This is a genomic window from Mesorhizobium sp. WSM4821 (genome assembly GCF_055901555.1).
The window spans coordinates 1249866-1269355 of sequence record NZ_CM148371.1 but is presented as its reverse complement, the minus strand read 5'-3'; the positions used below and the strand labels follow the sequence as shown (position 1 = coordinate 1269355).

Genomic DNA, 19490 nt, shown 5'->3' with positions numbered 1-19490 from the left:
TCATGTACAAGCTCTATACGCGCCCCAACACCGGCGGCTTTGTCGTCGAGGCGGCCCTCGCTTTGGCGGGCGTGCCTTTCGACCAGATCGACGTTCCGAAGTCGGCCTCGCCTGATCAGGCCTTTCTCGACATCAGCCCGTTGAATCAAGTCCCGGTCCTGATCTTGCCGGACGGAAGCTCGATGACCGAATCGGCGGCAATCTGCATCCTGCTTGCCGAGCGCCATCCAGAGGCGGGTTTGGCCCCGGCGGCGAGTTCACCCGCCCGCGCCGGCTTCCTGCGTTGGCTGGCCTTCATGTCGGCGGTCATCTATGCGGCCGACCTGCGGTTCTATTACGCCCATCGCTACACGGCCGAACCCAACGGCATGGAAGCGGTGAAGAAGGCCGCGGTCGCCGAAATGGATCGCGGTTTTGCCATTCTCGATACCGCCCTCGAAGGCCGGGACTGGCTGGTCGGCGACCGGCTCTCGCTGGCCGACATCTACCTCGTCATGTTAGTGGCCTGGCATCCCGAGATTGAAAAGGTCCCCAGCGCCTGGCCAAACATCGAACGCCTGTGGGCCGGATTGCGGGAGCATCAGGTGATGAGGAAACTGAACGCCTCCCACAATATGTGGCCGGCCTGAACCGATCGCCTGTCTCAGGCTTTCTCCGCGCGGCCGAGCCCCGCCCGTCGTTCCTGCAGAAACCGGCGCACGGCCGGATCGCGTTCGAGGCCGATCGCCCGGTCATAGGCCTCGGTAGCCTCCTGAGTTTTGCCGAGCCTGGCCAGAAGACCCGCGCGGGCGGCCCAATAAGGCTGATAATCATGCAGCCGTTTGTCATCGCCAAGCCCATCAAGTGCACTCAAACCTGCCGCCGCACCCTCGGCCTCGGCAATGGCTACCGCGCGGTTGACCGATACCACCGGCGAGCCGGCAATCACCGACAGCGCGTCGTAGAGTTGTCTGATCGCGGCCCAGTCGGTCCGGCCGGTGAGCCGCCGCGCCGTATGGGCGGATTGCACGGCTGCCTCGAGCTGGTAGCGGGCGACAAGGCCCTTGGTCGCGGCGCGCCTCAGCAATGTCTCGGCTTCGTCGATCAAAGCGCCGTCCCACAGCGCAAGCTCCTGCTCGGCCAATGGCACATAGTCTCCGGCGGCATTGCGCCGCGCCGCGCGCCGCGCCTCGGCAAACAGCATCAGGGCCAGCAGGCCAAGCGCTTCCGGCTCATCCGGCATCAGCGAGGCCACCAGCCGGCCGAGCCAGATGCCTTCGGTCGCGAGATTGCGGCGCCGGGTTTCGGTGCCGGCCGGGTCGGACCAGCCTTCGGCGAACGCGGCGTAGATCGCTTCCAGCACCGCATCCAACCGCTCGCCGAGCTCGGCTCTTTCAGGCACGCGCAACGGAATGCCGGTCTCGCGGATACGGGCCTTGGCGCGTACCAGGCGCTGACCCATCGTCGCCGGCGACACCAGGAAAGCCGAGGCGATCGTTGCAGCGTCGAAGCCTAAAATGGTCTGCAGGATCAACGGCGCGCGCACCCCCGCCTCGATTGTTGGATGGGCGCAGGCAAACATCAGCCTGAGCCGCTCGTCGGGTAGGTCTTCATCGACCATGCCGGCCTCCATCTCCTCGGCGATCAGCCTGAGATGGTCGCGGGCCGCTTCGCCGGTCAGCCGCCGTCTGACGGCGTCGACGCGGCGTTTGCGCGCCACCGCCAGCAGCCAGGCTTCCGGCTTCTCGGGCACGCCGTTTAGCGGCCAGCGCTCCAGCGCCGCCGCAAAGGCGTCAGCCAGCGCGTCCTCGGCGCCGGCCACGTCACGTGTGCGCGCGGCAAGATAGGCGACCAGCTTGCCGTAACTCCGGCGGGCAGCCGCCGCCGCCGCCGCCCGCGCTGTGTCGGACTCTTGCCCGGTCACATGGTCAATTCCCAGACCGGTCGAACCTCGACCGTGCCGGTGCTGGCACCCGGGCAGCGCGCTGCCCAGGCAATCGCCGCGTCGACGTCCTCCGCCTCGATCATGTAGAAACCGGCAAGCTGTTCCTTGGTGTCGGCATAAGGGCCGTCGAGCACGTTGGTCTTGCCATCGGTTATCCGCACCGATGTGGCGGATTGCGTCGGTTTCAACCGGTCGCCCGCGAGCCAGGCGCCGGATTTCTTCAACGCTTCCGTGTAGCTGACATAGGCGCTCGACATCTGGGTCACCGCATCCGCTGGCGCCGCTGCCATCCCAGCTTCGTTTCCGTAGATCAAAAGCATGTATCGCATGATCTTCTCCCATATCTCGAAGGCTGCGTCGTTGCGAGCCGGACGTATGTCGTGTGGCCTCGTTCGATTTCGACATCCGTTGGAAAAATCTTTCGTCCGCGGTGGTGTCTTGTGCAAGCGGGCATATGATTCGCGCCCACTCAACCGTTGGTCTAATCAGGGCAATTGCGGGTTGGCATTTCCCGCCCGCTGTCTAAACTCGCCTCGGGTCGTGCTGAAGTGACAGTGCGGCGGCAAATATTCAGGGAGGAAATCATGATGCTCAATTTCAGGACGAAGTCTGTTGCCGCCGGCGCGCTGGCGCTGTCGCTGGGTCTTGGCGCGGTGTCGGCCAAGGCGCAGGAATTCATCAACGTGCTGACCGGCGGCACCTCCGGCGTCTACTATCCGCTCGGCGTCGCGCTGTCGGAACTTTACGGCAAGGGCATCGAAGGCGCCCGCACCCAGGTGCAGGCGACGAAAGCTTCGGTCGAGAACCTCAACCTGTTGCAGCAGGGCAAGGGCGAGATCGCCTTCGCGCTCGGCGATGCCGTCAAACTGGCCGCCGAGGGCAACACCGAAGCCGGCTACCCGGGCAAGCTCGACAAGCTGCGCGGCATTGCCGCCATCTATCCCAACTACATCCAGATCGTCGCCAGCAAGGAGTCCGGCATCGAGACGCTCGCCGACCTCAAGGGCAAGAGCCTGTCGGTCGGCGCGCCGGCCTCTGGCACCGAGCTCAACGCCCGCGCCATCTTCGCCGCCGCCGGGCTGAAATACGAGGATCTCGGACGGGTCGAGTATCTGCCCTTCGCCGAATCGGTCGAGCTCATCAAGAACCGCCAGCTTGACGCCACGCTGCAATCGGCCGGCCTCGGCGTCGCCTCGATCCGCGACCTCGCCACGTCGGTGCCGATCAACGTCGTCGCCGTCCCGGCGGAGGACGTCGCCAAGATCGGCTCGCCATACTTTTCAGTGGCCATTCCCAAGGGAACCTATGAGGGCCAGACCGAGGATGTCGCGACCGCTGCCGTCGGCAATTTTCTCATCACCCACGCCGACGTTTCCGACGAGACCGCCTATCAGATGACCAGGCTGCTGTTCGAAAATCTCGACCAGGTCGCCGCCGCCCACGCCGCCGCCAAGGCGATCGACCTGGCCAAGGCGCTCGACGGCATGCCGGTGCCGCTGCATCCCGGCGCCGAGCGGTATTACAAGGAGAAGGGGCTGGTGAAGTAAGGCGCTGTTTCCCTTCCCCTTGAGGGGGTGCTGAGCGAGCGAGGCGGGTGGGGTCGGTTCAGGCCGCGCACTGCCGCAACGAACCCCATCCGTCTATCCGCCTTCGGCGGCTGTCCGCCCTCCCTTCAAGCGGGAGGGGAACCGCCCGTCAGGAACCCGCCAATGACCGACGCCCATCCCGAAACCACGACCGTTCTTTCCCCCACCGCCGAAGTCGCGATCGAAGGCCTGCCGCCGGGCTTCGGCGAAGGCATTGCCGGCAAGGCGGCCTTCCTCATCGCCATCGCCTTTTCCGTCTTCCAGATCTACATCGCCGCCTATGGCAGCCTTCCGAGCCAGGTGGTGCGCGCCATGCATGTCGGTTTCCTGCTGCTGCTCGGCTTTGCCCTGATCGCCAATCTGCGCGCCAAAAGCAGGCCGGCGAAAGCCGCGTTCTGGGGGTTCGGCGTGCTCGGTTTCGCCACCGGTCTCTACAATTGGGTGTTCTATGCCGACCTCATCCGGCGCTCCGGCTTCCTCACCACGCCGGACCTGATCATCGGCGCGGTGCTGGTCGTGCTGGTTTTCGAGGCTGCGCGCCGGCTGATGGGCCTGCCGCTTGCCCTGATCGCCTTGATCTTCCTCGCCTACGCATTCTTCGGCAATCACTTGCCGCCGCCCTTCATCCATCGCGGCTATGATTTCGCCCAGCTCGTCGACACTTTCGCCTTTGGCACCGAAGGCATATACGGCACGCCGGTCTACGTCTCGGCCGCCTACATCTTCATCTTCGTCGTCTTCGCCGCCTTTCTCGAACGCGCCGGCATGATCGCACTGTTCAACGATTTCGCGCTTGGCCTGGTCGGCTCGTGGCGCGGCGGCCCGGCCCAGGTCTGCGTTCTGTCCTCGGCGCTGATGGGCACCATTTCCGGCTCCGGCGTCGCCAATGTGGTGGCCTCGGGCCAGTTCACCATTCCACTGATGAAGCGCTTCGGCTTCCGTTCGGCCTTCGCCGGCGCCGTCGAGGCGACCTCTTCGATGGGCGGTCAGATCATGCCGCCGGTGATGGGCGCGGTCGCCTTCATCATGGCCGAGACGCTGAACATTCCCTATGCCGAGGTGGTCAAGGCGGCGATCATCCCGGCGCTGCTCTATTTCGGCGCCTGCTTCTGGCAGGTGTACCTGGAAGCCGGCAAGGCCGGCCTGCGGGGCATGGCCAAGGCCGGGCTGCCCAATCCGTGGGACGCGGTGAGAAGGCACTGGCCGCTGGTGCTGCCGCTGGCCGCGCTCATCTATCTGCTGTTTGCCGGCTATACGCCGATCTTCGCCGGCACCATGGGTTTGGCGCTGACCATCGTGCTCATCCTCGGCACGCCGCTTGCGGCGTTGATCGGGCCGCTTGCCTTCCGCGTCGTCTTCTGGCTGGCGCTGGGGCTCGCCGCCGCCTCGTTCATGGAGTTCGGCGTCAACATTCTCAGTCTTGTGATTGCTGCACTCATTGTCGCCTGTTTCACCTTCAAGGGCGGCCGCGAGACGCTGCAGATATGCATAGATTCGCTTGCCGAGGGAGCAAAGAACGCGCTGCCGGTCGGCATCGCCTGCGCCATCGTCGGCATCGTCATCGGCACGTTGACGCTCACTGGCATCGCCTCCACCTTCATCGGCTGGATCATATCCATCGGCGAGAACAACCTGTTCCTGTCGCTGGTGCTGACCATGCTCACCTGCCTGGTGCTCGGCATGGGCATACCGACGATCCCCAACTACATCATCACCTCGTCGCTGGCCGGGCCGGCACTGCTGTCGCTCGGCGTGCCGCTGGTGGTCAGCCATATGTTCGTTTTCTATTTCGGCATCATGGCCGACCTCACCCCGCCGGTGGCCCTGGCCGCCTTTGCCGCCGCGCCCATGGCCAAGGAGAGCGGCCTAAAGATCGGCATCCAGGCCACCAAGCTTGCCGTCGCCGGCTTCGTCGTGCCGTTTATGGCGGTCTACACCCCGGCGCTGATGTTGCAGGACGCCGGGCCGATCGCCGCCCAGTTCGGCTATCCCGTCGAGGTCGCCTATATCGTGGCCAAGGCTGGCATGGGCATCGTCCTGTGGGGCGCGGCCGCTGTCGGGTTCCTCGCCCGGCGCATGGCCTGGGGGGAACGCCTCGTCGCTTTCGCTGCCGGCGCGCTGCTGGTTGCCGCGCTGCCGCTCACCGACGAGGCCGGCTGGGCGCTCTCTCTTGTCTGGGTCGGCTGGCACTGCTGGCGCGCGCGGCAGGCACCCACCATCGGCGCCGCATGAGCCTCTGTATCCTGGCCGCCGCCGGCAAGACGGTGACGCTCACTGTCGCCGCCTTCACGCTCGCCTGGACGCATTCGGTGGAAAAGACGCATTGGCAGGAAGAGTGGAAGGTGCTGCCTTCCGGTTTGCAAATCCTCGAGGCACGGATCAAGGGCTCGGGCGCCGGCATGGAGCCGCCCGAGGGCGCCGTGCTGCGGGACGGCTGGTGGGTCTATAGGCCCGCGATCAAGCTTCAGCCACGCCTCGTGCTCGCCGCATCCGGCGCCACCGGTGAAGGCTGGACACTGTGCACGGTTGAAGACTGCCGCGAACTGGGCAAGGCGGCAGGCGGCACGATCGTGCTGGAACCGTGCGGGCCGGAAGGTTCCAGCCAGCCGCGGTAGTGGACGATTGTCCCGGCCTCATGCTGGTCCGGCGGCTAGCCAATCAGCGGCGCTTTCAATTCGGCGGAAGGGATCTCGCAGCTGTCCTTCCTGCCGAGCAAAGCGTAGCGGATCTTTTGCAATGCGATCGTAGAGCCAGTCGCGAACAGGCCTTGGCAAGAGCAGCAGCGATCTCGCCACCCGCCGCGGCCAGCCCAGTTCGACATGACGGCAACGAAACTGTCCAGGCGGGTGAAGGCGATGCCGTCGATGAGGACCGGATTGTTCTCGTAGCTGTCCGTCCGCAGCCCGTATTTTCGAAACAGCGCTTCGCCGAGCGGCGACTGCGCCGTGGCAAAATGGAAGCGGCCCGCAGGGTCGAGCCTCACTAGCATGCGCACGAAGGCCGAGTTCAGCACGCCGACGCTGTCGAACAAGATCAACGGATGACTTGTATCGACGGGTTCTGGAGGATGGATCCGGCTGGGTAGTCACGCAAGCCCCGGCCGTCCAATGTCAAAAAGACGCCAAGCCGGTTGGCGGCGAGATCAAAAATCCAGAACCTCAGGACGTTGGCGTTGTCGCACGCCGCCTGTCGGCGAGGGCAGGGCGCTCCGCACGATAGGTGGTCGCACGGTGATCGGCGGCCGGCCTGCAGATTCGGCTGTCGTGGCGGCTTTCCCTGGGCGTCATCAGTGCGCGCTGATACCAAGCGTGTTGCCGCGGCGCGCGCAAGCGGGGCCGGGACCGCGCATGTAATAGCGCTCCGGCCGGTAGGTCGGCGCGACGAATTCGCGGATGGCGGCAGCATAGCCGGCGATGTGATTCCAGAAGTTCATTTTACCTGTCCCTGTCCCGATTTCGGATGTCCCTTCCGAATTGCGAGGACCATAGCGTCGAGGCGTGAATAGTCGGTGAACGCGATGTTAATATCTGGTCGAAAATGCCTTGGTTCGTGGCCGGAATGCGGCTGATTCGGGGTCTTTCCATGCAGTTCGTCGACATTTCGGTCGATGTGACTTTTGCATCACATATGTTTCGTTTGGATGTCGCTCCGGCGCGCTTCTGTTTCAGCCTTGGCCGGTGCCGCGAAATTTCCGTGCTCGTGGGAAAGTCAGGAACCCCTCCCCGCACAAGCACGTTGACCGCAGGAGCCGGAGCCAACCGGCCCAGCCGGCGGGCGGCTTCTGCGGGAACTGCCCGTCGCAACCTCGACACAGCAAGAGCAATGGAAAGGCAAAAGCCATGGGTTTCTTTTCGAAAGACATCAAGACGCTGGACGACCTCTTCGTCCACACGCTGCGCGACATCTATTACGCCGAAAAACAGATCGAGAAGTCGCTGCCGAAGATGATCGACAAGGCGACCAATCCGCAATTGAAAGCCGGCCTGGAGAAGCACCTCGGCCAGACCAAAGGCCATATCGAGCGGGTCGAGAAAGTGTTCGAACTGCATGGCGTGAAGGCCAAGACGGTGAACTGTCCCGCCATCGACGGCATCCTCGAGGAGGCCGACGAAGTCAGCGGCGACATCGACGACAAGGACGTTCTCGACGCCGCCTTGATTGCGTCCGCGCAAGCGGTCGAGCACTATGAGATAACGCGTTACGGCACGTTGATCGCCTGGGCCAAGCAGCTTGGCCGCAGCGACTGCGCCAACGTCCTGGCCAACAACATCAAGGAAGAGCAGGCGACTGACCGAAAGCTTACCGAGATCGCGGAAGCCAAGGTCAATCTTCAGGCCGCCGAATAGGTCGAACGCCGGGCAAACCCGGCCTTGCCTCGCTTTCTCGCGGGCCGGAACTGAAACGGTTTCTATCCGTTCAAATGCGCCGGCGTCGCGGAGTCTTCGACGCCATGTCAAATCGGCATAGGATCGCGCGCGATGGCCAGTCTCGAACAATATCACGCCAAGCGCGATTTCAAGAAGACCGGCGAGCCGGTTGGCAAGGTCTCTCGTGGCAAGAGGGTCCAAGCCGGTGGCATCTTCGTCATTCACAAGCATGCCGCCACAAGGCTGCACTACGACCTTCGCCTCGAGCATGGCGGCGTACTATGGAGCTGGGCGGTGACGCGAGGTCCGAGCCTCGACCCGCACGAAAAGCGGCTTGCCATCCATGTTGAGGACCACCCGATCGACTATGCGCCCTTCGAAGGTACCATTCCCAAGGGCGAATATGGCGGCGGCTCGGTCATCGTCTGGGACGAGGGCACATGGACACCGGAGACGGATCCGGCCCAGGCGATGAAGAAGGGCCATATCAGCTTCGAGCTCAACGGCCATAAATTGCACGGCATTTGGCATCTGGTGCGGCTGAAGCCGCGCCACGGCGAAAAGCGTGACAACTGGCTGCTGATCAAGTCCGACGATGCCGCCGCGCGGCCGGGCGAGGACATTCTGCGGGAGGCGCCCGAATCGGTGAAGTCCGGCCTGACGATCGAGGAGGTCGCCGAAGGCAAGACCGCCGACGGCAAGAAGGCGAGGGTCTGGCATTCCAACAGGCCGGTCGCCGGCAAGAAGGCCAGGGCGGCGAAACGGCTTGAATTCATCCAACCGTGTTTCGCCACCCTGCAGAGGGATGCCCCTCCCGGCAAGGAATGGCTGCATGAGGTGAAGTTCGATGGCTATCGCATGCAGGCCCAGCTTGCCGGCACCGAGGCGCGGCTCCTGACTCGCACCGGCCTCGACTGGACGGACAAATTCGGCACCGAGATTGTCGCGGAACTCGGGCGTCTGAGATGCACCGATGCCATCATCGATGGTGAGGTCGTCGTGTTGGCGGACAGCGGCGTGTCGTCCTTTGCACTGCTGCAGGCGGACCTGTCGGCGCGTCGCACGGACCGGTTTCTCTATTACGTCTTCGATCTGATGCGTCTCGACGGCGAAGACCTGCGCACGGAGCCGCTAGTCGAGCGCAAGCAGGCTTTGCAGGACCTGCTTGGCAAGCAGCCAGGCAACCCGGCAGTCCGCTTCAGCGACCATTTTGCCGAGCCCGGCAAGGTCATGCTGGAGCACGCCTGCCGCATGGGGCTGGAAGGCATCGTCTCCAAGCGCGCCGACGCGCCCTATCGCAGCGGCCGCGGCATGTCCTGGGTGAAGTCGAAATGCACGCTGCGCCAGGAATTCGTCATCGGCGGCTATCTGCCGTCGGAGAAGGCCAGGCGTGGAGTGCGTTCCTTGCTGGTCGGCTACCTCGAAGGTGGCAAGCTGCACTATGCCGGCGGTGTCGGCACCGGGTTTTCGATCGATACCGCCGCTGACCTGAAGAAAAAACTCGACGCCCTGAGGGCGAAGACGTCGCCCTTCGACACGGCTGTGCCGAAAGGCAAGGGACTGGGCAAAGGAGTGATTTGGGTGAAACCCGAACTTGTCGGCGAAGTGGAGTTCCGCAGCTGGACGTCGGACCGTATAATACGCCACGCCTCGTTCCAGGGATTGCGCGAGGACAAGCCGGCGGAGGAAGTCGTGCAGGAAAAGCCGAAGGCACCCGCAGGCAAGGACGACACCAAGGCAAAGCCCGCCGGGGGCAAGGCCCAGACCAAGGTCAAGTCCACCGGGGCGGCAAAAACCGCGGTAAAGCTTTCCAATCCCGACAAGCTTCTGTGGCCGCAGGAGAAGGTCTCGAAGCAGAGTCTGCTCGATCACTACGCTTTGGTCTGGCCGCGCATGCAGCAGTTCGTCGTCAATCGGCCGCTGAGCCTGGTGCGCGCGCCGGACGGCATCGGCGGCCAGCGCTTCTTCCAGAAGCATGCGTCTGCCGGCATGCACGAAAAAATTGCCATGATGAAAGATCCGACAGACGGCGAGGAGATTTTGTTTGTTCGCGATTTCGACGGTGTCGCTGCCTTGGTCCAGCTCGGCGTGGTCGAGATCCATATCTGGGGCTGCACCATCGATGAACTGGACAAGCCCGACCAGATCATCTTCGATCTCGATCCGGATGAGGGTGTCGACGTGAAGGCGGTGCGTGCGGCGGCGCTCGAAATTCGCGGCCAGCTCGATGAGTTGTCCCTGTCGAATTTCGTCAAGACGTCGGGTGGCAAGGGCTACCATGTCGTCGTGCCGCTGAAACCGTCGGCCGATTGGGATGAGGTGAAAGGCTTCGCCCATGATTTCGCCCGGGCGCTGGAACAGGCCGCACCCGATCGCTACACGGCGACGCTGTCGAAGAAGGCCCGCGCCGGAAAAATCTTCGTCGACTATCTGCGCAACGGCCGCGGCTCGACCACGGTCGCGCCCTATTCGTCGCGCGCCAAGAAAGGCGCCACCGTGTCGATGCCGGTGACCTGGGGGGAGATCGAGGCCGGACTGGCGCCGAACGCCTTTCCGATCGGCGACAAGACGACGCTGAAGCGGTTGGCGGAAGCCGATCCCTGGGCGGATTTTTTCAAGCAAGGCAAGCCGCTCGAGCGCGGCTGACAATCAGGCGAGAAACGTCCTCTCGAACGCCTGCTTGCCCATCGGCGAAAAGACTACCGCGCGGCTGTCTCTCTCGCGCCGCGCCCATTTTTCCAGAAGGATCTTGTCGAGGATGGCGGCGCCCAGCGTGCCGGCCAGATGCGAGCGCCGCTCGCTCCAGTCGAGGCAGGCCCGGCACACCGGCCGCCGGGGCTTGCTCTCGACTTCGATGCCGAGCGCGGCGAAATGCGAGGCGGCCGACTGCCCAAGCCGGATCTCCTTGTCGTCGCGTATGAGGACTTTTTTGTCGACAAGGCGATCCAGCATCGCCACTGCTTGTTCTCCAGCGAGGTGATCGTAGCAGACCCGCGCCACGCGCATCGCCGCGTCCCGGGGACCCGGCCGCACCCGCTGCGGCCCGACCGCTGCGGCGACGCCGGTGATGGCCTCGATCATGCCAGCCACCTGCGGCCCGGCGAGCCCGTAGTAGCGATGGCGCCCCTGGCTTGCCAGCGTCAGCAGCCCGCCCTCCATCAGTTTCGACAGATGCGAGCTGGCGGTCGGCAGCGACACGCCGGCCTCGAGCGCCAGTTCGCTCGCCGTGAGTGCCGTGCCGCCCATCAGCGCGGTCAGCATGTTTGCCCGCGCCGGATCGCCGACCAGGCTGGCGATACGGGCTATGTCGGGTCCTTCGCGCATAGTTCGTCCCTCATCGAAGCATTCTTGTCAGATAACCATTATTCTCGGCTCAGATCAAGGAGACGATGATGACCGCAAGAACCGCCCCCAACGCCGTATCCGAAAGCCGGTTCGGCCGCCTACCGTTCCCGTTCTTAACATTGCGCCGGTTGCGGCTGCGGCTCCCGACGCGGTGGTACGACCGCCATCTGCAGCGCCTCGACCTCGCCGAGATTGACGAGCACCTTTTGCGCGATCTTGGCCTGACGCCAGAAGACGTTCGCCGCGAATGCGCGAAATCCTTCTGGCAAGCATGACCACCGGAGAAATCGCCTAGCACATCGGACCGCGGAACGTTTTGATGCTGCTCGAACTGTCGCCGAAAGAAAGCATCCAACTGGAGACGAAAATGACCATTACCTGCTTCATCCGCTACGAGATCGATCCGTTCGGCAAGACGGCGTTCGAGGAATATGCCCGCAACTGGGGCCAGGCGATCCCGCGCTGCGGTGCTGATCTGATCGGCTATTTTGCGCCGCATGAAGGCTCGGCCACGACGGCCTATGCCGCCTACAACATCGACAGCCTTGCGGCCTACGAAGCCTATCGCATCAGGCTCGCCGCCGATCCGGCCGGCAAGGCGAATTACGAATTCGCGCGGCGTGAGAAATTCATCCTCAAGGAGGATCGCATGTTCCTGAAGCCGGCCTCGGGGCCGCACGCACCGCTGGTGCTGCCATGATCGCCGTCATTTTCGAAGTCGAACCGGCGGCGGGTAAGCGCGACGCCTATCTCGGCATCGCAGCCGACCTGCGCCCGCTGCTCGACGGCATAGACGGCTTCCTGTCGATCGAACGCTTCCAGAGCCTTGTCGACGAAAACCGCATCCTGTCGCTGTCGTTCTGGCGCGACGAAGAAGCGGTGAAAGCCTGGCGCAACACGGAGGAACATAGGCGGGCTCAGAAGGCCGGCCGTGGCGGTGTCTTTGCCGACTATCGGTTGCGCATCGCCCATGTTGTGCGCGACTATGGTCTGACAGAACGTGCCGAGGCGCCACAGGACAGTCGGGTAGTTAATGGTTAGGGATTGTTAGGCATTCCCGATCAGCACCCCCGCCGCAAAAACGAGCGCGCCGCCCAGCACCACCTGGAAGGCGGCGCGCCAGAATGGCGTCTGCATGTAGCGGTTCTGCACGAAGGCGATCGCCCATAATTCGAAGAACACCACCACCGCCGCGACAATCGTCGCCGTCCAGAAATACGGGATGAGGTAAGGCAGTGCATGGCCGAGGCCGCCCAGCGCCGTCATGACGCCTGTGGTGATGCCACGTTTCACCGGTGAGCCGCGGCCCGACAGCTTGCCGTCGTCGGAGGCGACCTCGGTGAAGCCCATCGAGATGCCGGCGCCAATCGAGGCGGCAAGCCCGACCAGGAAGGTCTGGAACGTGTCGTGCGTGGCAAAGGCGGCGGCAAAGATCGGCGCCAGCGTCGACACCGACCCGTCCATCAGCCCGGCCAGTCCGGGCTGTACATAGGTCAGGATGAACTGGCGCTGCTCGGCCGCGGCTTCCTCGTCCTTCACCGTGCCCGGCACATGCTTTTGCTCCAGCCGCTGCGCCAGAGTCTCGTGGCCCTGTTCGGCCACAGCCAGATCGTCGAGCAGCTTTCGCGTCGAGGCATCGCTGGTGCGTTTCGCCGCCTCGACATAGAATAGATAGGCTTGCCGCTCCATCGCCTCGGCCTGGCTGCGCACATGCTCGATGCCGAGCGGCCTGACCAGCCAGTCGGGCTTGCGCTCGTAGTAGCCCTTCACGTGCTCGCGCCGGATCAGCGGAATGCGTTCGCCGAAACGCTTGCGGTGAAGCTCGATCAGCGAGTCGCGATGGCCGTCCTCCTCCTCGGCCATCTCCTCGAAGACCTTGGCCGAATGCGGAAAGCTATCCGCGAGACCGTCGGCATAGGCACGGTAGATACGCCCGTCATCTTCCTCGGACGAGATGGCGAGCGCCAGGATCTCTTGCTCCGAGAGCGATTCGAAGGGACGGCGGCCAAAGCCGAAGCCAAATACCCGGGAAAGCATGAGAAATTCACCCAAGTTTAGAATAGTTCTAAACTATGGTTTGGTGCGCCGTTGGTCAATCGCGCCCGTCGCCCGGACGTTCAAATTTATTGGCACCGGGAATTCTCCGTCGCCTCTTAACTATTGCTGGATGTTCACCTATATAGCTGAACCTAAGCCGAGAGAAAGGAACCCGTGTATGCCGGCAAAACAGCCCACCCATGCATTCGACCCAAAACCCGTTCTAGACCTTATCGCCAGCATCGAGGCCGATCTGCAGCGCCTCAGAGGCCTGGTCGAGCAGCAGGTCGAAAAATTCGATCCGGCCAATCCGCACAACAAGGCCCCCGACGGCAAGCTGACCGAGGAGGGCGTCGAGTGCTGCTACCGCATGTTCGACGAGGGCAAATCGCGCTATTCGGTTGCCCAGCAGATGAAGATCTCCTTCGCCGCTGCCACCCACCGCTTCAACACCTGGCGTAAGATGGGCGGCGCCAAACGGCAACGGACGCTTTTGGGGTGAGGCGCGGTCGGCCGCAGGCCGATCAATCGACAACGATTTGTCGATTAAGCGACGAACGCCCGGAGCCATAGCGAAGGGCCGGGGCGGTCGATGACAGGCGCACCGCCCCTCTTCCTACCAACGGGAATTTGTAACGGTCACATTTTTTCATTGGTGCGCCGCCTCCCTTTCCGGGCATCATGAACGCAACATGTCTTGCCACGGGACCCCTTCATGACCGCCACCACGCCTCCCGGCATCGCCGACATCCGCCGTGCTGCGGAGCGGTTGTCCGGCCTGATCGTCGAAACGCCGCTGATCGAATCGCCTGAGCTGAACAAGCGCTTCGGCGCCAGGATCCTGTTCAAGCCGGAAACGCTGCAGCGCACCGGCTCCTTCAAGTTCCGCGGCGCCTATAACAAACTGTCTTCGCTGAGCGACGAGGAGCGCAGCCGCGGTGTCGTCGCCTTTTCATCGGGCAACCATGCGCAAGGCGTCGCCGCGTCGGCAGCGATGTTCGGCGTCAAGGCGGTCATCGCCATGCCGACTGACGCGCCGGCGATGAAGGTCGGCAATGTCAGGAAGATGGGAGCGGAAGTGGTTCCGTTCGACCGTTTCCGCGATGACCGCATGACGGTCGTTCGCCCTTACGTCGAAAGGGGCATGGTCCTGGTCCCGCCATTCGACGATCCGGCCATCATCGCCGGCCAGGGCACGATCGGCCTCGAACTGATGGCGCAGGTCAAAGCGCTCGGGGTGAGGCTCGATGCGGTCGTCGTTCCCTGCGGCGGCGGCGGCCTGAGCAGCGGCATTTCCATAGCGGTGAAGGATGCCTCGCCGGACACGGCCGTCTGGGCGGTGGAACCCGAGCATTTCGACGACACCTGTCGTTCCCTGGCCAGAGGTGTCCGGGTTTCGATCGAACCCGGTCACACTTCGATCTGCGACGCGCTTCTAACCGCCGAGCCGGGCGCGATCACCTTCGAGATCAACCGCAAGAACCTCGCCGGCGGCATTGCCGTTTCCGACAGGGCCGCGGCACAGGCGATGCGTGACGCCATGGCCCATCTCAAGCTGGTGGTCGAACCCGGCGGCAGCGTCGCGCTGGCGGCGCTGTCGTCAGGCGAGATCGAACTATCAGGCAAGTGCGTCGCCGTAGTGCTATCCGGCGGCAATGTTGATTTCGGCACCTATGCCGAGATCATGGCGGCGGCTTAGGTGGCGACCAGTTCCGGATCACGCGTCGATGCAATGTGCTAAAGCGCGCCGTGCGCGTCCAGTCGATCATGGAATGAAACTGCTCTTCAGCCGCAATCCCAATCCTCGCCTCGCGGTCGCGGCGGCACGTTATCTCAACGCGAAGGTCGAGTTTGAATTCGCCTCCCCCTTCGCTCCGGGGCAGGCTGAGCGATTTCGCCCGCTAAATCCCAATCTGTCATTGCCCATACTTGTCGGCTCGGGAAAGAGCCTCTGGGAGGCGGACGCCATAGCCTGCCGGCTTGCACGCGACGCGCATTCGGACTTCTGGCGCACCGGTGACGACGAACCCGAAATGATCCGATGGCTCAGTTGGGGCAAAGAGAACTTCGCAAGAGCTTGCGACGTCGTGCATTTCGAACGCGGGACCAAACAGCGGTATGGGCTCGGCCCGATAGATGAGGACCGGGTTGAGGAGGGGCTGCGGGACTTCCGCGCCGCCGCTGCAACACTTGAAGCCGAGCTTTCCGAACGAGAATGGCTGGTCGAGAATTCGGTTTCCTATGCCGACTTTCGAATGGCGACGTTTCTACCCTTCAACGATATCGCCAGGTTGCCGCTCGATGACTATCCTTCCGTCAGCCGCTGGTATCGTCGGCTTGAAGAAATCGATGCCTGGCGCGCGCCCTTCAAAGGATTGGCTGCGCCTGAATTGCCGCCGGTCCCGAGTCAGGCCAACCCCGCGTAAGCTGATTGAGTTTTGTTGCTAATCCAACGTCCGGCGGAAGCGCACCAGCGCCGTGCCGGCGAACAGCGCCACGAACAACATCAGCCAGCCGACCTCAGCCGCTATTGCATTGAAATCAGCGCCTTTCAGCATCACTGCACGAGTGATGCGCAGGAAGTGTGTCAGCGGGAAGATTTCGCCCAGCACCTGTGCCCAGCCCGGCATGCCGCGATAAGGAAACATGAAGCCGGACAGCAGCAACGATGGCAGGAAGAAGAAAAACGTAAGCTGCATCGCCTGCATTTGCGAACGCGCCATTGTCGAGATCGTATAGCCGAGTAGCACCAGCGAAAGCACGAAGGCAAGCACCGTCGAAAGAAGAAGCGTAAGGGAGCCCACGAACGGAATGCTGAACAACAGCTTGGCCGCCACCAGCACCACCGCGACCTGCACCGCACCAACGACAAGGAAAGGCAGCACCTTGCCCAGCATGATTTCGGCCGGGCTGGACGGCATCGCCAAAAGGTTCTCCATCGTGCCGCGTTCGGTTTCACGGGTAAGCGCCATTGCTGTCATCATCACCATGGTCATCTGCAGGATGACGCCGAGCAGGCCGGGCACGATGTTGTACTGCGAGATGCCTTCCGGATTGTAACGCTGGTGCACCACCACCTGCAGCTGCTCTTTGGCGGTTTCAGCGGCGGTCGCTTGCATGCCTTGGGCACGCAGCAGTGCCTGGCTCGCTACCTTGCTCAGTGTCGAAACGGCGCCGCTCGCCGCCGATGGATCGGTTGCATCGGCCTCGATCAGGATTTGCGGGCTGTCGCCGCGCTCGACCCGTCGGGCAAAGTCGGCGGGGATGGTGACGACGAAAGAGACGGCGCCCTTGGCCATCAGGGCTTCGGCCTCGGCGGCGCTCTGCGCCACATGGTCGAAGCGGTAGTAGCCCGTCATCTGCAGGACGGAGACCATGGCGCGTGTATACTGGTCGTTGCTCATCGCCACGAGCGCTGTCGGCAGGCTCTTGGGATCGTTGTTTATGGCGAAGCCGAACAGCACCAGCTGCATCAGCGGCACACCCAGCATCATGGCGAAGGTTATGCGATCGCGCCGCATCTGGATAAACTCCTTGATCAGCAGCGCGCCGAGCCTGGCAAAGGAAAAGACGCTGTTTATCCCATTTTTCATCCCATGTTGTCCTTCGAGCCGGACATGAACTGGATGAAGACATCCTCCAGGCTGGTCTCGCCTGGCGTCACGGTCACGCTCTTGTGCTCTTTCTCGACATCGACAAGTGCTGCTTCCAATTTCTTTTTGTCGGAACCGACGACATGCAGCGTCGCACCGAACGGTGCTACCTGGTCGACGCCGGGACGGCCGCTGAGTATGACGGCAACCTGATCAAGCCGAGGGCCCTGTAGGACGAAGGTCGTCAGCCCGGCATTCCGCACCACCTCGTCGACCGTGCCGGTGGCCAGCAGCTTGCCATAGGAGATGTAGCTGATGCGGTGGCAACGCTCGGCTTCGTCCATGTAATGGGTGGAGACCAGCACGGTCAGACCGCCGCTGGCCAGCCGATGGATCTCATCCCAGAATTCGCGCCGCGCCTTCGGATCGACGCCCGCCGTCGGCTCGTCGAGCAGCAGCAGTTTCGGCTGGTGCATGATGCAGGCGGCAAGCGCCAGCCGCTGCTTCCAGCCGCCGGACAGCGTGCCGGCCAGCTGGTCCTTGCGCGAGGTGAGTCCGAGCTCCTCCAGTGTCCTGCCGACATATTCGCCGAGCGGCTTCAACTGGTAGAGCCGTGCCACGAATTCGAGATTCTCGGCGATGGTGAGATCCTCGTAGAACGAGAATTTCTGGGTCATGTAGCCGACTTCGCGCTTGATGCTCAAACTGTCGGTGCGGATGTTGAAACCGAGCACCGTGCCTTCGCCCTCGTCCGGCGTCAGCAGGCCGCACATGATGCGGATGGTCGTCGTCTTGCCCGAGCCATTTGGGCCGAGGAAGCCGACGATCTCGCCTTCGGCCACCGTCATCGTCACATGGTCGACGACGGTCTTGTTGCCGAAGCGCTTGACCAGGCCATGGACGTCGATGACGTTCATTTTTCGATATCCGCCAGATCGACGTCGACGATCTGCCCCGGCTGCAGCGGACCCGCGTCACCCTCCGGCCGTGCCTCGACGAGATAGACCAGCTTCTGCCGGGTCTCGAGCGAGTAAATCACTGGCGGTGTGAATTCCGGGTCCGGCGACACGTAGCTGACCCGTGCCTTCACGTCAGGCCCGCAGCCGTCGCAACGGACATTGAGCAGCGCTCCGACCTTTATCGACGAGAACGCATTTTCCGGCACATAGACGCTGAGCTTCATGGCGCCGTCCGGCAGCATCGAAACGACCGGCGCGGTCGGGCCGGCCGTGTCGCCCGGATTGCGGATCACGTCGTTGACGCGGCCGGGCGACGGCGCTGCCAGTACGCGCTTCGACAGCCGCCATCGCGCTTGTTCCAGCGCCGATTGCGCTTGATTGACCTGATTCTCGGCGGCCCTGATCGTCTCCGGCCGCGCCGGCAGGCCGCCGACGGCGAGATTTGCCTCCGCTTGGCCGACCTGCGCGTTGGCGGTTTCCAGCGTGGCGGAAGCCGTATCGTAATCGGCCTGCGTGCCGGTGCCGCGCCTGAACAGGTCGCTGGCGCGGCTGTATCTGCGTTTGGCATCCGCGGCCTGCGCCTTGGCCATGTCGACTTGCGCCTTGAGCACCTCGATCTCTTCCGGCCGCTTGCCGACCTGCAGATCGGCGAGTTGAGCCTGCGCCTGGGCAAGGGCCGCCTCGGCTTGCGCGACAGCTATTCTTGCGTCGGCGCTTTCCAGCGTCACCACCGGCGCGCCTGGTTCGACGCGGTCGCCGCGCTTGACCGCGACCGTTTCGACCTGCGCCACCTCGATCGGCGCGAGCAGCACATAGTCGCCCTCGACATAACCGACGGCGAGCGGCGCCGCCGGTGCGCAGGCGCTGAAAAGCAGGGCGGCGAGCGGCAGGGAGCAAAGAAAACTCATGACCTACGATCCTTCCGGGCGGCCAATATGGCCCCAAGGTTGTCCGTTACCGCCGTGGCAATCTTGATAGCCTCGGCGTCGCCGATCCCGTCCCAGCCCATGCGGCGCATCACCGCCTCGCGGCCGATGCGGAAATAGATGACCTGACCGATCAGCGTGAACACGGTGAGCCGGGTAGCCTCGCTTTCGGCGGCCTCGCCCGTCGCCTGTTCCCAGACCAGACAGAGCCGGCGATGCGTCGGCTCGAACACGCCGTCATAGATGCGATCGAGTGCCGCCGTCGGATGCGAAAGCTCGCGCAGGACGAATTGTACGATCTCGCCGGCCTCCGGCCTTGCCACGACAAACATCACCATCCGCTCCAGCGCGGTGAAGAGTTGTGCCCGCGCCGCTTCGGGGTCGCCCGCTTCTGAATCGCTTGGCGCCCGCAGATTGCCGATCGCCTGACCGGCAATGGTCTGGATGGTGTCGACGATATAATCGGCCGCTGCCGCGCGAAGTCCTTCCTTGCCGCCGAAGTGATAGGCGATCGAGCCGATATTGGCCTTGGCCTCAGCCGCGATCTCGCGCGTCGAGGTGCCGTCGAAGCCTTGCCGTCCGAACAGTTTCAGCGCCGCGCGGACAAGTGCCGCGCGCGTCATGTCGGCGGGAGATGCCTCGCGACGCGGAATCTTGGCGTTCGTCGACTTACTCATGGTAAGAAATTAATCAATCGAATGATTAAAGTCAACCCGCACCGCCTCCAACTTGCCATCTCCAGCCGCACACGCT

22 protein-coding genes are annotated in these 19490 nt (G+C 63.5%); 12 read left to right on the top strand and 10 right to left on the bottom strand.

Translation table 11 applies throughout. The features are described 5' to 3' along the window. Positions 1 to 2: 2 nt before the first annotated feature. Complete coding sequence (locus tag AC0NID_RS05885; protein WP_473451759.1) at positions 3 to 629, top strand: glutathione S-transferase family protein; 627 nt, start codon at positions 3 to 5, stop codon at positions 627 to 629. 14 nt (positions 630 to 643) lie between these two features. On the opposite strand, the gene AC0NID_RS05880 is transcribed toward AC0NID_RS05885, so the two are convergent. Together AC0NID_RS05880 and AC0NID_RS05875 are read right to left on the bottom strand one after the other, a co-directional pair. Next, positions 644 to 1903, bottom strand: a complete 1260-nt coding sequence (locus AC0NID_RS05880) for an RNA polymerase sigma factor (RefSeq protein ID WP_473451757.1) — start codon at positions 1901 to 1903, stop codon at positions 644 to 646. Beyond that, complete coding sequence (locus AC0NID_RS05875; protein ID WP_473451755.1) at positions 1900 to 2253, bottom strand: YciI family protein; 354 nt, start codon at positions 2251 to 2253, stop codon at positions 1900 to 1902. The genes AC0NID_RS05880 and AC0NID_RS05875 overlap by 4 nt, the downstream gene beginning before the upstream one ends. 258 nt (positions 2254 to 2511) lie before the next feature. Between AC0NID_RS05875 and AC0NID_RS05870 the strand changes: the two genes are divergently transcribed. The 3 genes from AC0NID_RS05870 to AC0NID_RS05860 all read left to right on the top strand — a co-directional run bounded on the left by AC0NID_RS05870 (position 2512) and on the right by AC0NID_RS05860 (position 6125). Then, the gene (locus AC0NID_RS05870) at positions 2512 to 3471 is read left to right on the top strand and encodes a TAXI family TRAP transporter solute-binding subunit (protein ID WP_473452631.1); all 960 of its coding nucleotides are present in this window, start codon (positions 2512 to 2514) and stop codon (positions 3469 to 3471) included. Between the two features lie 162 nt (positions 3472 to 3633). Beyond that, entirely contained in the window at positions 3634 to 5742 is a 2109-nt protein-coding gene (locus tag AC0NID_RS05865; RefSeq protein ID WP_473451753.1) for a TRAP transporter permease, read from the top strand. Next, on the top strand, positions 5739 to 6125 hold the full coding sequence (locus AC0NID_RS05860; protein WP_473451751.1) for a DUF1850 domain-containing protein: 387 nt from the start codon (positions 5739 to 5741) through the stop codon (positions 6123 to 6125). Before AC0NID_RS05865 ends, AC0NID_RS05860 begins: the two co-directional genes overlap by 4 nt. A gap of 35 nt (positions 6126 to 6160) precedes the next feature. Here AC0NID_RS05860 and AC0NID_RS05855 read toward each other — a convergent pair whose 3' ends face one another. Continuing rightward, positions 6161 to 6547, bottom strand: a complete 387-nt coding sequence (locus AC0NID_RS05855; RefSeq protein ID WP_473451749.1) for a thiol-disulfide oxidoreductase DCC family protein — start codon at positions 6545 to 6547, stop codon at positions 6161 to 6163. 249 nt (positions 6548 to 6796) lie between these two features. Next, positions 6797 to 6943 carry a hypothetical protein gene (locus tag AC0NID_RS05850; protein ID WP_145721910.1) on the bottom strand — a complete coding sequence of 49 codons (147 nt, stop codon included), beginning with the start codon at positions 6941 to 6943 and terminating at the stop codon, positions 6797 to 6799. Positions 6944 to 7349: 406 nt separating this feature from the next. On the opposite strand from AC0NID_RS05850, the gene AC0NID_RS05845 reads away from it, so the two are divergent. Together AC0NID_RS05845 and ligD are read left to right on the top strand one after the other, a co-directional pair. After that, positions 7350 to 7856 (top strand): YciE/YciF ferroxidase family protein, encoded by a 507-nt coding sequence (locus AC0NID_RS05845; RefSeq protein ID WP_473451747.1) that lies wholly within the window; start codon positions 7350 to 7352, stop codon positions 7854 to 7856. Positions 7857 to 7988: 132 nt separating this feature from the next. Continuing rightward, positions 7989 to 10523: a DNA ligase D gene (gene ligD / locus AC0NID_RS05840; protein WP_473451744.1), complete on the top strand. Its 2535-nt coding sequence runs from the start codon at positions 7989 to 7991 to the stop codon at positions 10521 to 10523. Positions 10524 to 10526: 3 nt separating this feature from the next. Here the strand turns inward: ligD and AC0NID_RS05835 are convergent, their stop codons facing one another. Beyond that, positions 10527 to 11201, bottom strand: a complete 675-nt coding sequence (locus AC0NID_RS05835) for an ArsR/SmtB family transcription factor (protein ID WP_473451743.1) — start codon at positions 11199 to 11201, stop codon at positions 10527 to 10529. A gap of 68 nt (positions 11202 to 11269) precedes the next feature. Between AC0NID_RS05835 and AC0NID_RS05830 the strand changes: the two genes are divergently transcribed. From AC0NID_RS05830 to AC0NID_RS05820, 3 genes are all read left to right on the top strand, one after another. Further along, on the top strand, positions 11270 to 11497 hold the full coding sequence (locus AC0NID_RS05830) for a DUF1127 domain-containing protein (protein ID WP_473451741.1): 228 nt from the start codon (positions 11270 to 11272) through the stop codon (positions 11495 to 11497). Positions 11498 to 11589: 92 nt separating this feature from the next. Beyond that, complete coding sequence (locus tag AC0NID_RS05825; protein ID WP_473451739.1) at positions 11590 to 11922, top strand: NIPSNAP family protein; 333 nt, start codon at positions 11590 to 11592, stop codon at positions 11920 to 11922. Then, complete coding sequence (locus AC0NID_RS05820) at positions 11919 to 12263, top strand: antibiotic biosynthesis monooxygenase family protein (RefSeq protein ID WP_473451737.1); 345 nt, start codon at positions 11919 to 11921, stop codon at positions 12261 to 12263. Before AC0NID_RS05825 ends, AC0NID_RS05820 begins: the two co-directional genes overlap by 4 nt. 6 nt (positions 12264 to 12269) lie before the next feature. Here the strand turns inward: AC0NID_RS05820 and mbfA are convergent, their stop codons facing one another. Beyond that, the gene (gene mbfA, locus AC0NID_RS05815; protein ID WP_473451735.1) at positions 12270 to 13259 is read right to left on the bottom strand and encodes an iron exporter MbfA; all 990 of its coding nucleotides are present in this window, start codon (positions 13257 to 13259) and stop codon (positions 12270 to 12272) included. A gap of 178 nt (positions 13260 to 13437) precedes the next feature. Between mbfA and AC0NID_RS05810 the strand changes: the two genes are divergently transcribed. The 3 genes from AC0NID_RS05810 to AC0NID_RS05800 all read left to right on the top strand — a co-directional run bounded on the left by AC0NID_RS05810 (position 13438) and on the right by AC0NID_RS05800 (position 15685). Continuing rightward, the gene (locus AC0NID_RS05810) at positions 13438 to 13761 is read left to right on the top strand and encodes a hypothetical protein (protein WP_473451734.1); all 324 of its coding nucleotides are present in this window, start codon (positions 13438 to 13440) and stop codon (positions 13759 to 13761) included. Positions 13762 to 13974: 213 nt separating this feature from the next. Continuing rightward, entirely contained in the window at positions 13975 to 14958 is a 984-nt protein-coding gene (locus tag AC0NID_RS05805; RefSeq protein ID WP_473451732.1) for a threonine/serine dehydratase, read from the top strand. A gap of 73 nt (positions 14959 to 15031) precedes the next feature. Further along, positions 15032 to 15685 (top strand): glutathione S-transferase family protein, encoded by a 654-nt coding sequence (locus AC0NID_RS05800; RefSeq protein WP_473451730.1) that lies wholly within the window; start codon positions 15032 to 15034, stop codon positions 15683 to 15685. Positions 15686 to 15703: 18 nt separating this feature from the next. Here the strand turns inward: AC0NID_RS05800 and AC0NID_RS05795 are convergent, their stop codons facing one another. Genes AC0NID_RS05795 through AC0NID_RS05780 form a run of 4 tightly spaced genes read right to left on the bottom strand, consistent with a single transcriptional unit; the run spans position 15704 to position 19414 of the window. Continuing rightward, positions 15704 to 16852 (bottom strand): ABC transporter permease, encoded by a 1149-nt coding sequence (locus AC0NID_RS05795; RefSeq protein WP_473451728.1) that lies wholly within the window; start codon positions 16850 to 16852, stop codon positions 15704 to 15706. After that, a complete protein-coding gene (locus tag AC0NID_RS05790; RefSeq protein WP_473451726.1) occupies positions 16849 to 17769 on the bottom strand; it encodes an ABC transporter ATP-binding protein in 921 nt (306 codons plus the stop codon). The genes AC0NID_RS05795 and AC0NID_RS05790 overlap by 4 nt, the downstream gene beginning before the upstream one ends. Then, the gene (locus AC0NID_RS05785) at positions 17766 to 18719 is read right to left on the bottom strand and encodes an HlyD family secretion protein (RefSeq protein ID WP_473451724.1); all 954 of its coding nucleotides are present in this window, start codon (positions 18717 to 18719) and stop codon (positions 17766 to 17768) included. Before AC0NID_RS05785 ends, AC0NID_RS05790 begins: the two co-directional genes overlap by 4 nt. Beyond that, positions 18716 to 19414: a CerR family C-terminal domain-containing protein gene (locus tag AC0NID_RS05780; protein ID WP_473451722.1), complete on the bottom strand. Its 699-nt coding sequence runs from the start codon at positions 19412 to 19414 to the stop codon at positions 18716 to 18718. The genes AC0NID_RS05785 and AC0NID_RS05780 overlap by 4 nt, the downstream gene beginning before the upstream one ends. Between the last annotated feature and the right edge of the window lie 76 nt (positions 19415 to 19490).

Coding starts and splice junctions, on each gene's coding strand:
- AC0NID_RS05810 (WP_473451734.1), top strand. CDS start 13,438: ATGCCGGCAAAACAGCCCACCCATGCATTCGACCCAAAACCCGTTCTA.
- AC0NID_RS05820 (WP_473451737.1), top strand. CDS start 11,919: ATGATCGCCGTCATTTTCGAAGTCGAACCGGCGGCGGGTAAGCGCGAC.
- AC0NID_RS05805 (WP_473451732.1), top strand. CDS start 13,975: ATGACCGCCACCACGCCTCCCGGCATCGCCGACATCCGCCGTGCTGCG.
- AC0NID_RS05825 (WP_473451739.1), top strand. CDS start 11,590: ATGACCATTACCTGCTTCATCCGCTACGAGATCGATCCGTTCGGCAAG.
- AC0NID_RS05780 (WP_473451722.1), bottom strand. CDS start 19,414: ATGAGTAAGTCGACGAACGCCAAGATTCCGCGTCGCGAGGCATCTCCC.
- AC0NID_RS05830 (WP_473451741.1), top strand. CDS start 11,270: ATGACCGCAAGAACCGCCCCCAACGCCGTATCCGAAAGCCGGTTCGGC.
- ligD (WP_473451744.1), top strand. CDS start 7,989: ATGGCCAGTCTCGAACAATATCACGCCAAGCGCGATTTCAAGAAGACC.
- AC0NID_RS05835 (WP_473451743.1), bottom strand. CDS start 11,201: ATGCGCGAAGGACCCGACATAGCCCGTATCGCCAGCCTGGTCGGCGAT.
- AC0NID_RS05845 (WP_473451747.1), top strand. CDS start 7,350: ATGGGTTTCTTTTCGAAAGACATCAAGACGCTGGACGACCTCTTCGTC.
- AC0NID_RS05800 (WP_473451730.1), top strand. CDS start 15,032: ATGAAACTGCTCTTCAGCCGCAATCCCAATCCTCGCCTCGCGGTCGCG.
- AC0NID_RS05790 (WP_473451726.1), bottom strand. CDS start 17,769: ATGAACGTCATCGACGTCCATGGCCTGGTCAAGCGCTTCGGCAACAAG.
- AC0NID_RS05885 (WP_473451759.1), top strand. CDS start 3: ATGTACAAGCTCTATACGCGCCCCAACACCGGCGGCTTTGTCGTCGAG.
- AC0NID_RS05795 (WP_473451728.1), bottom strand. CDS start 16,852: ATGAAAAATGGGATAAACAGCGTCTTTTCCTTTGCCAGGCTCGGCGCG.
- AC0NID_RS05875 (WP_473451755.1), bottom strand. CDS start 2,253: ATGCGATACATGCTTTTGATCTACGGAAACGAAGCTGGGATGGCAGCG.
- AC0NID_RS05860 (WP_473451751.1), top strand. CDS start 5,739: ATGAGCCTCTGTATCCTGGCCGCCGCCGGCAAGACGGTGACGCTCACT.
- AC0NID_RS05785 (WP_473451724.1), bottom strand. CDS start 18,719: ATGAGTTTTCTTTGCTCCCTGCCGCTCGCCGCCCTGCTTTTCAGCGCC.
- mbfA (WP_473451735.1), bottom strand. CDS start 13,259: ATGCTTTCCCGGGTATTTGGCTTCGGCTTTGGCCGCCGTCCCTTCGAA.
- AC0NID_RS05865 (WP_473451753.1), top strand. CDS start 3,634: ATGACCGACGCCCATCCCGAAACCACGACCGTTCTTTCCCCCACCGCC.
- AC0NID_RS05870 (WP_473452631.1), top strand. CDS start 2,512: ATGCTCAATTTCAGGACGAAGTCTGTTGCCGCCGGCGCGCTGGCGCTG.
- AC0NID_RS05850 (WP_145721910.1), bottom strand. CDS start 6,943: ATGAACTTCTGGAATCACATCGCCGGCTATGCTGCCGCCATCCGCGAA.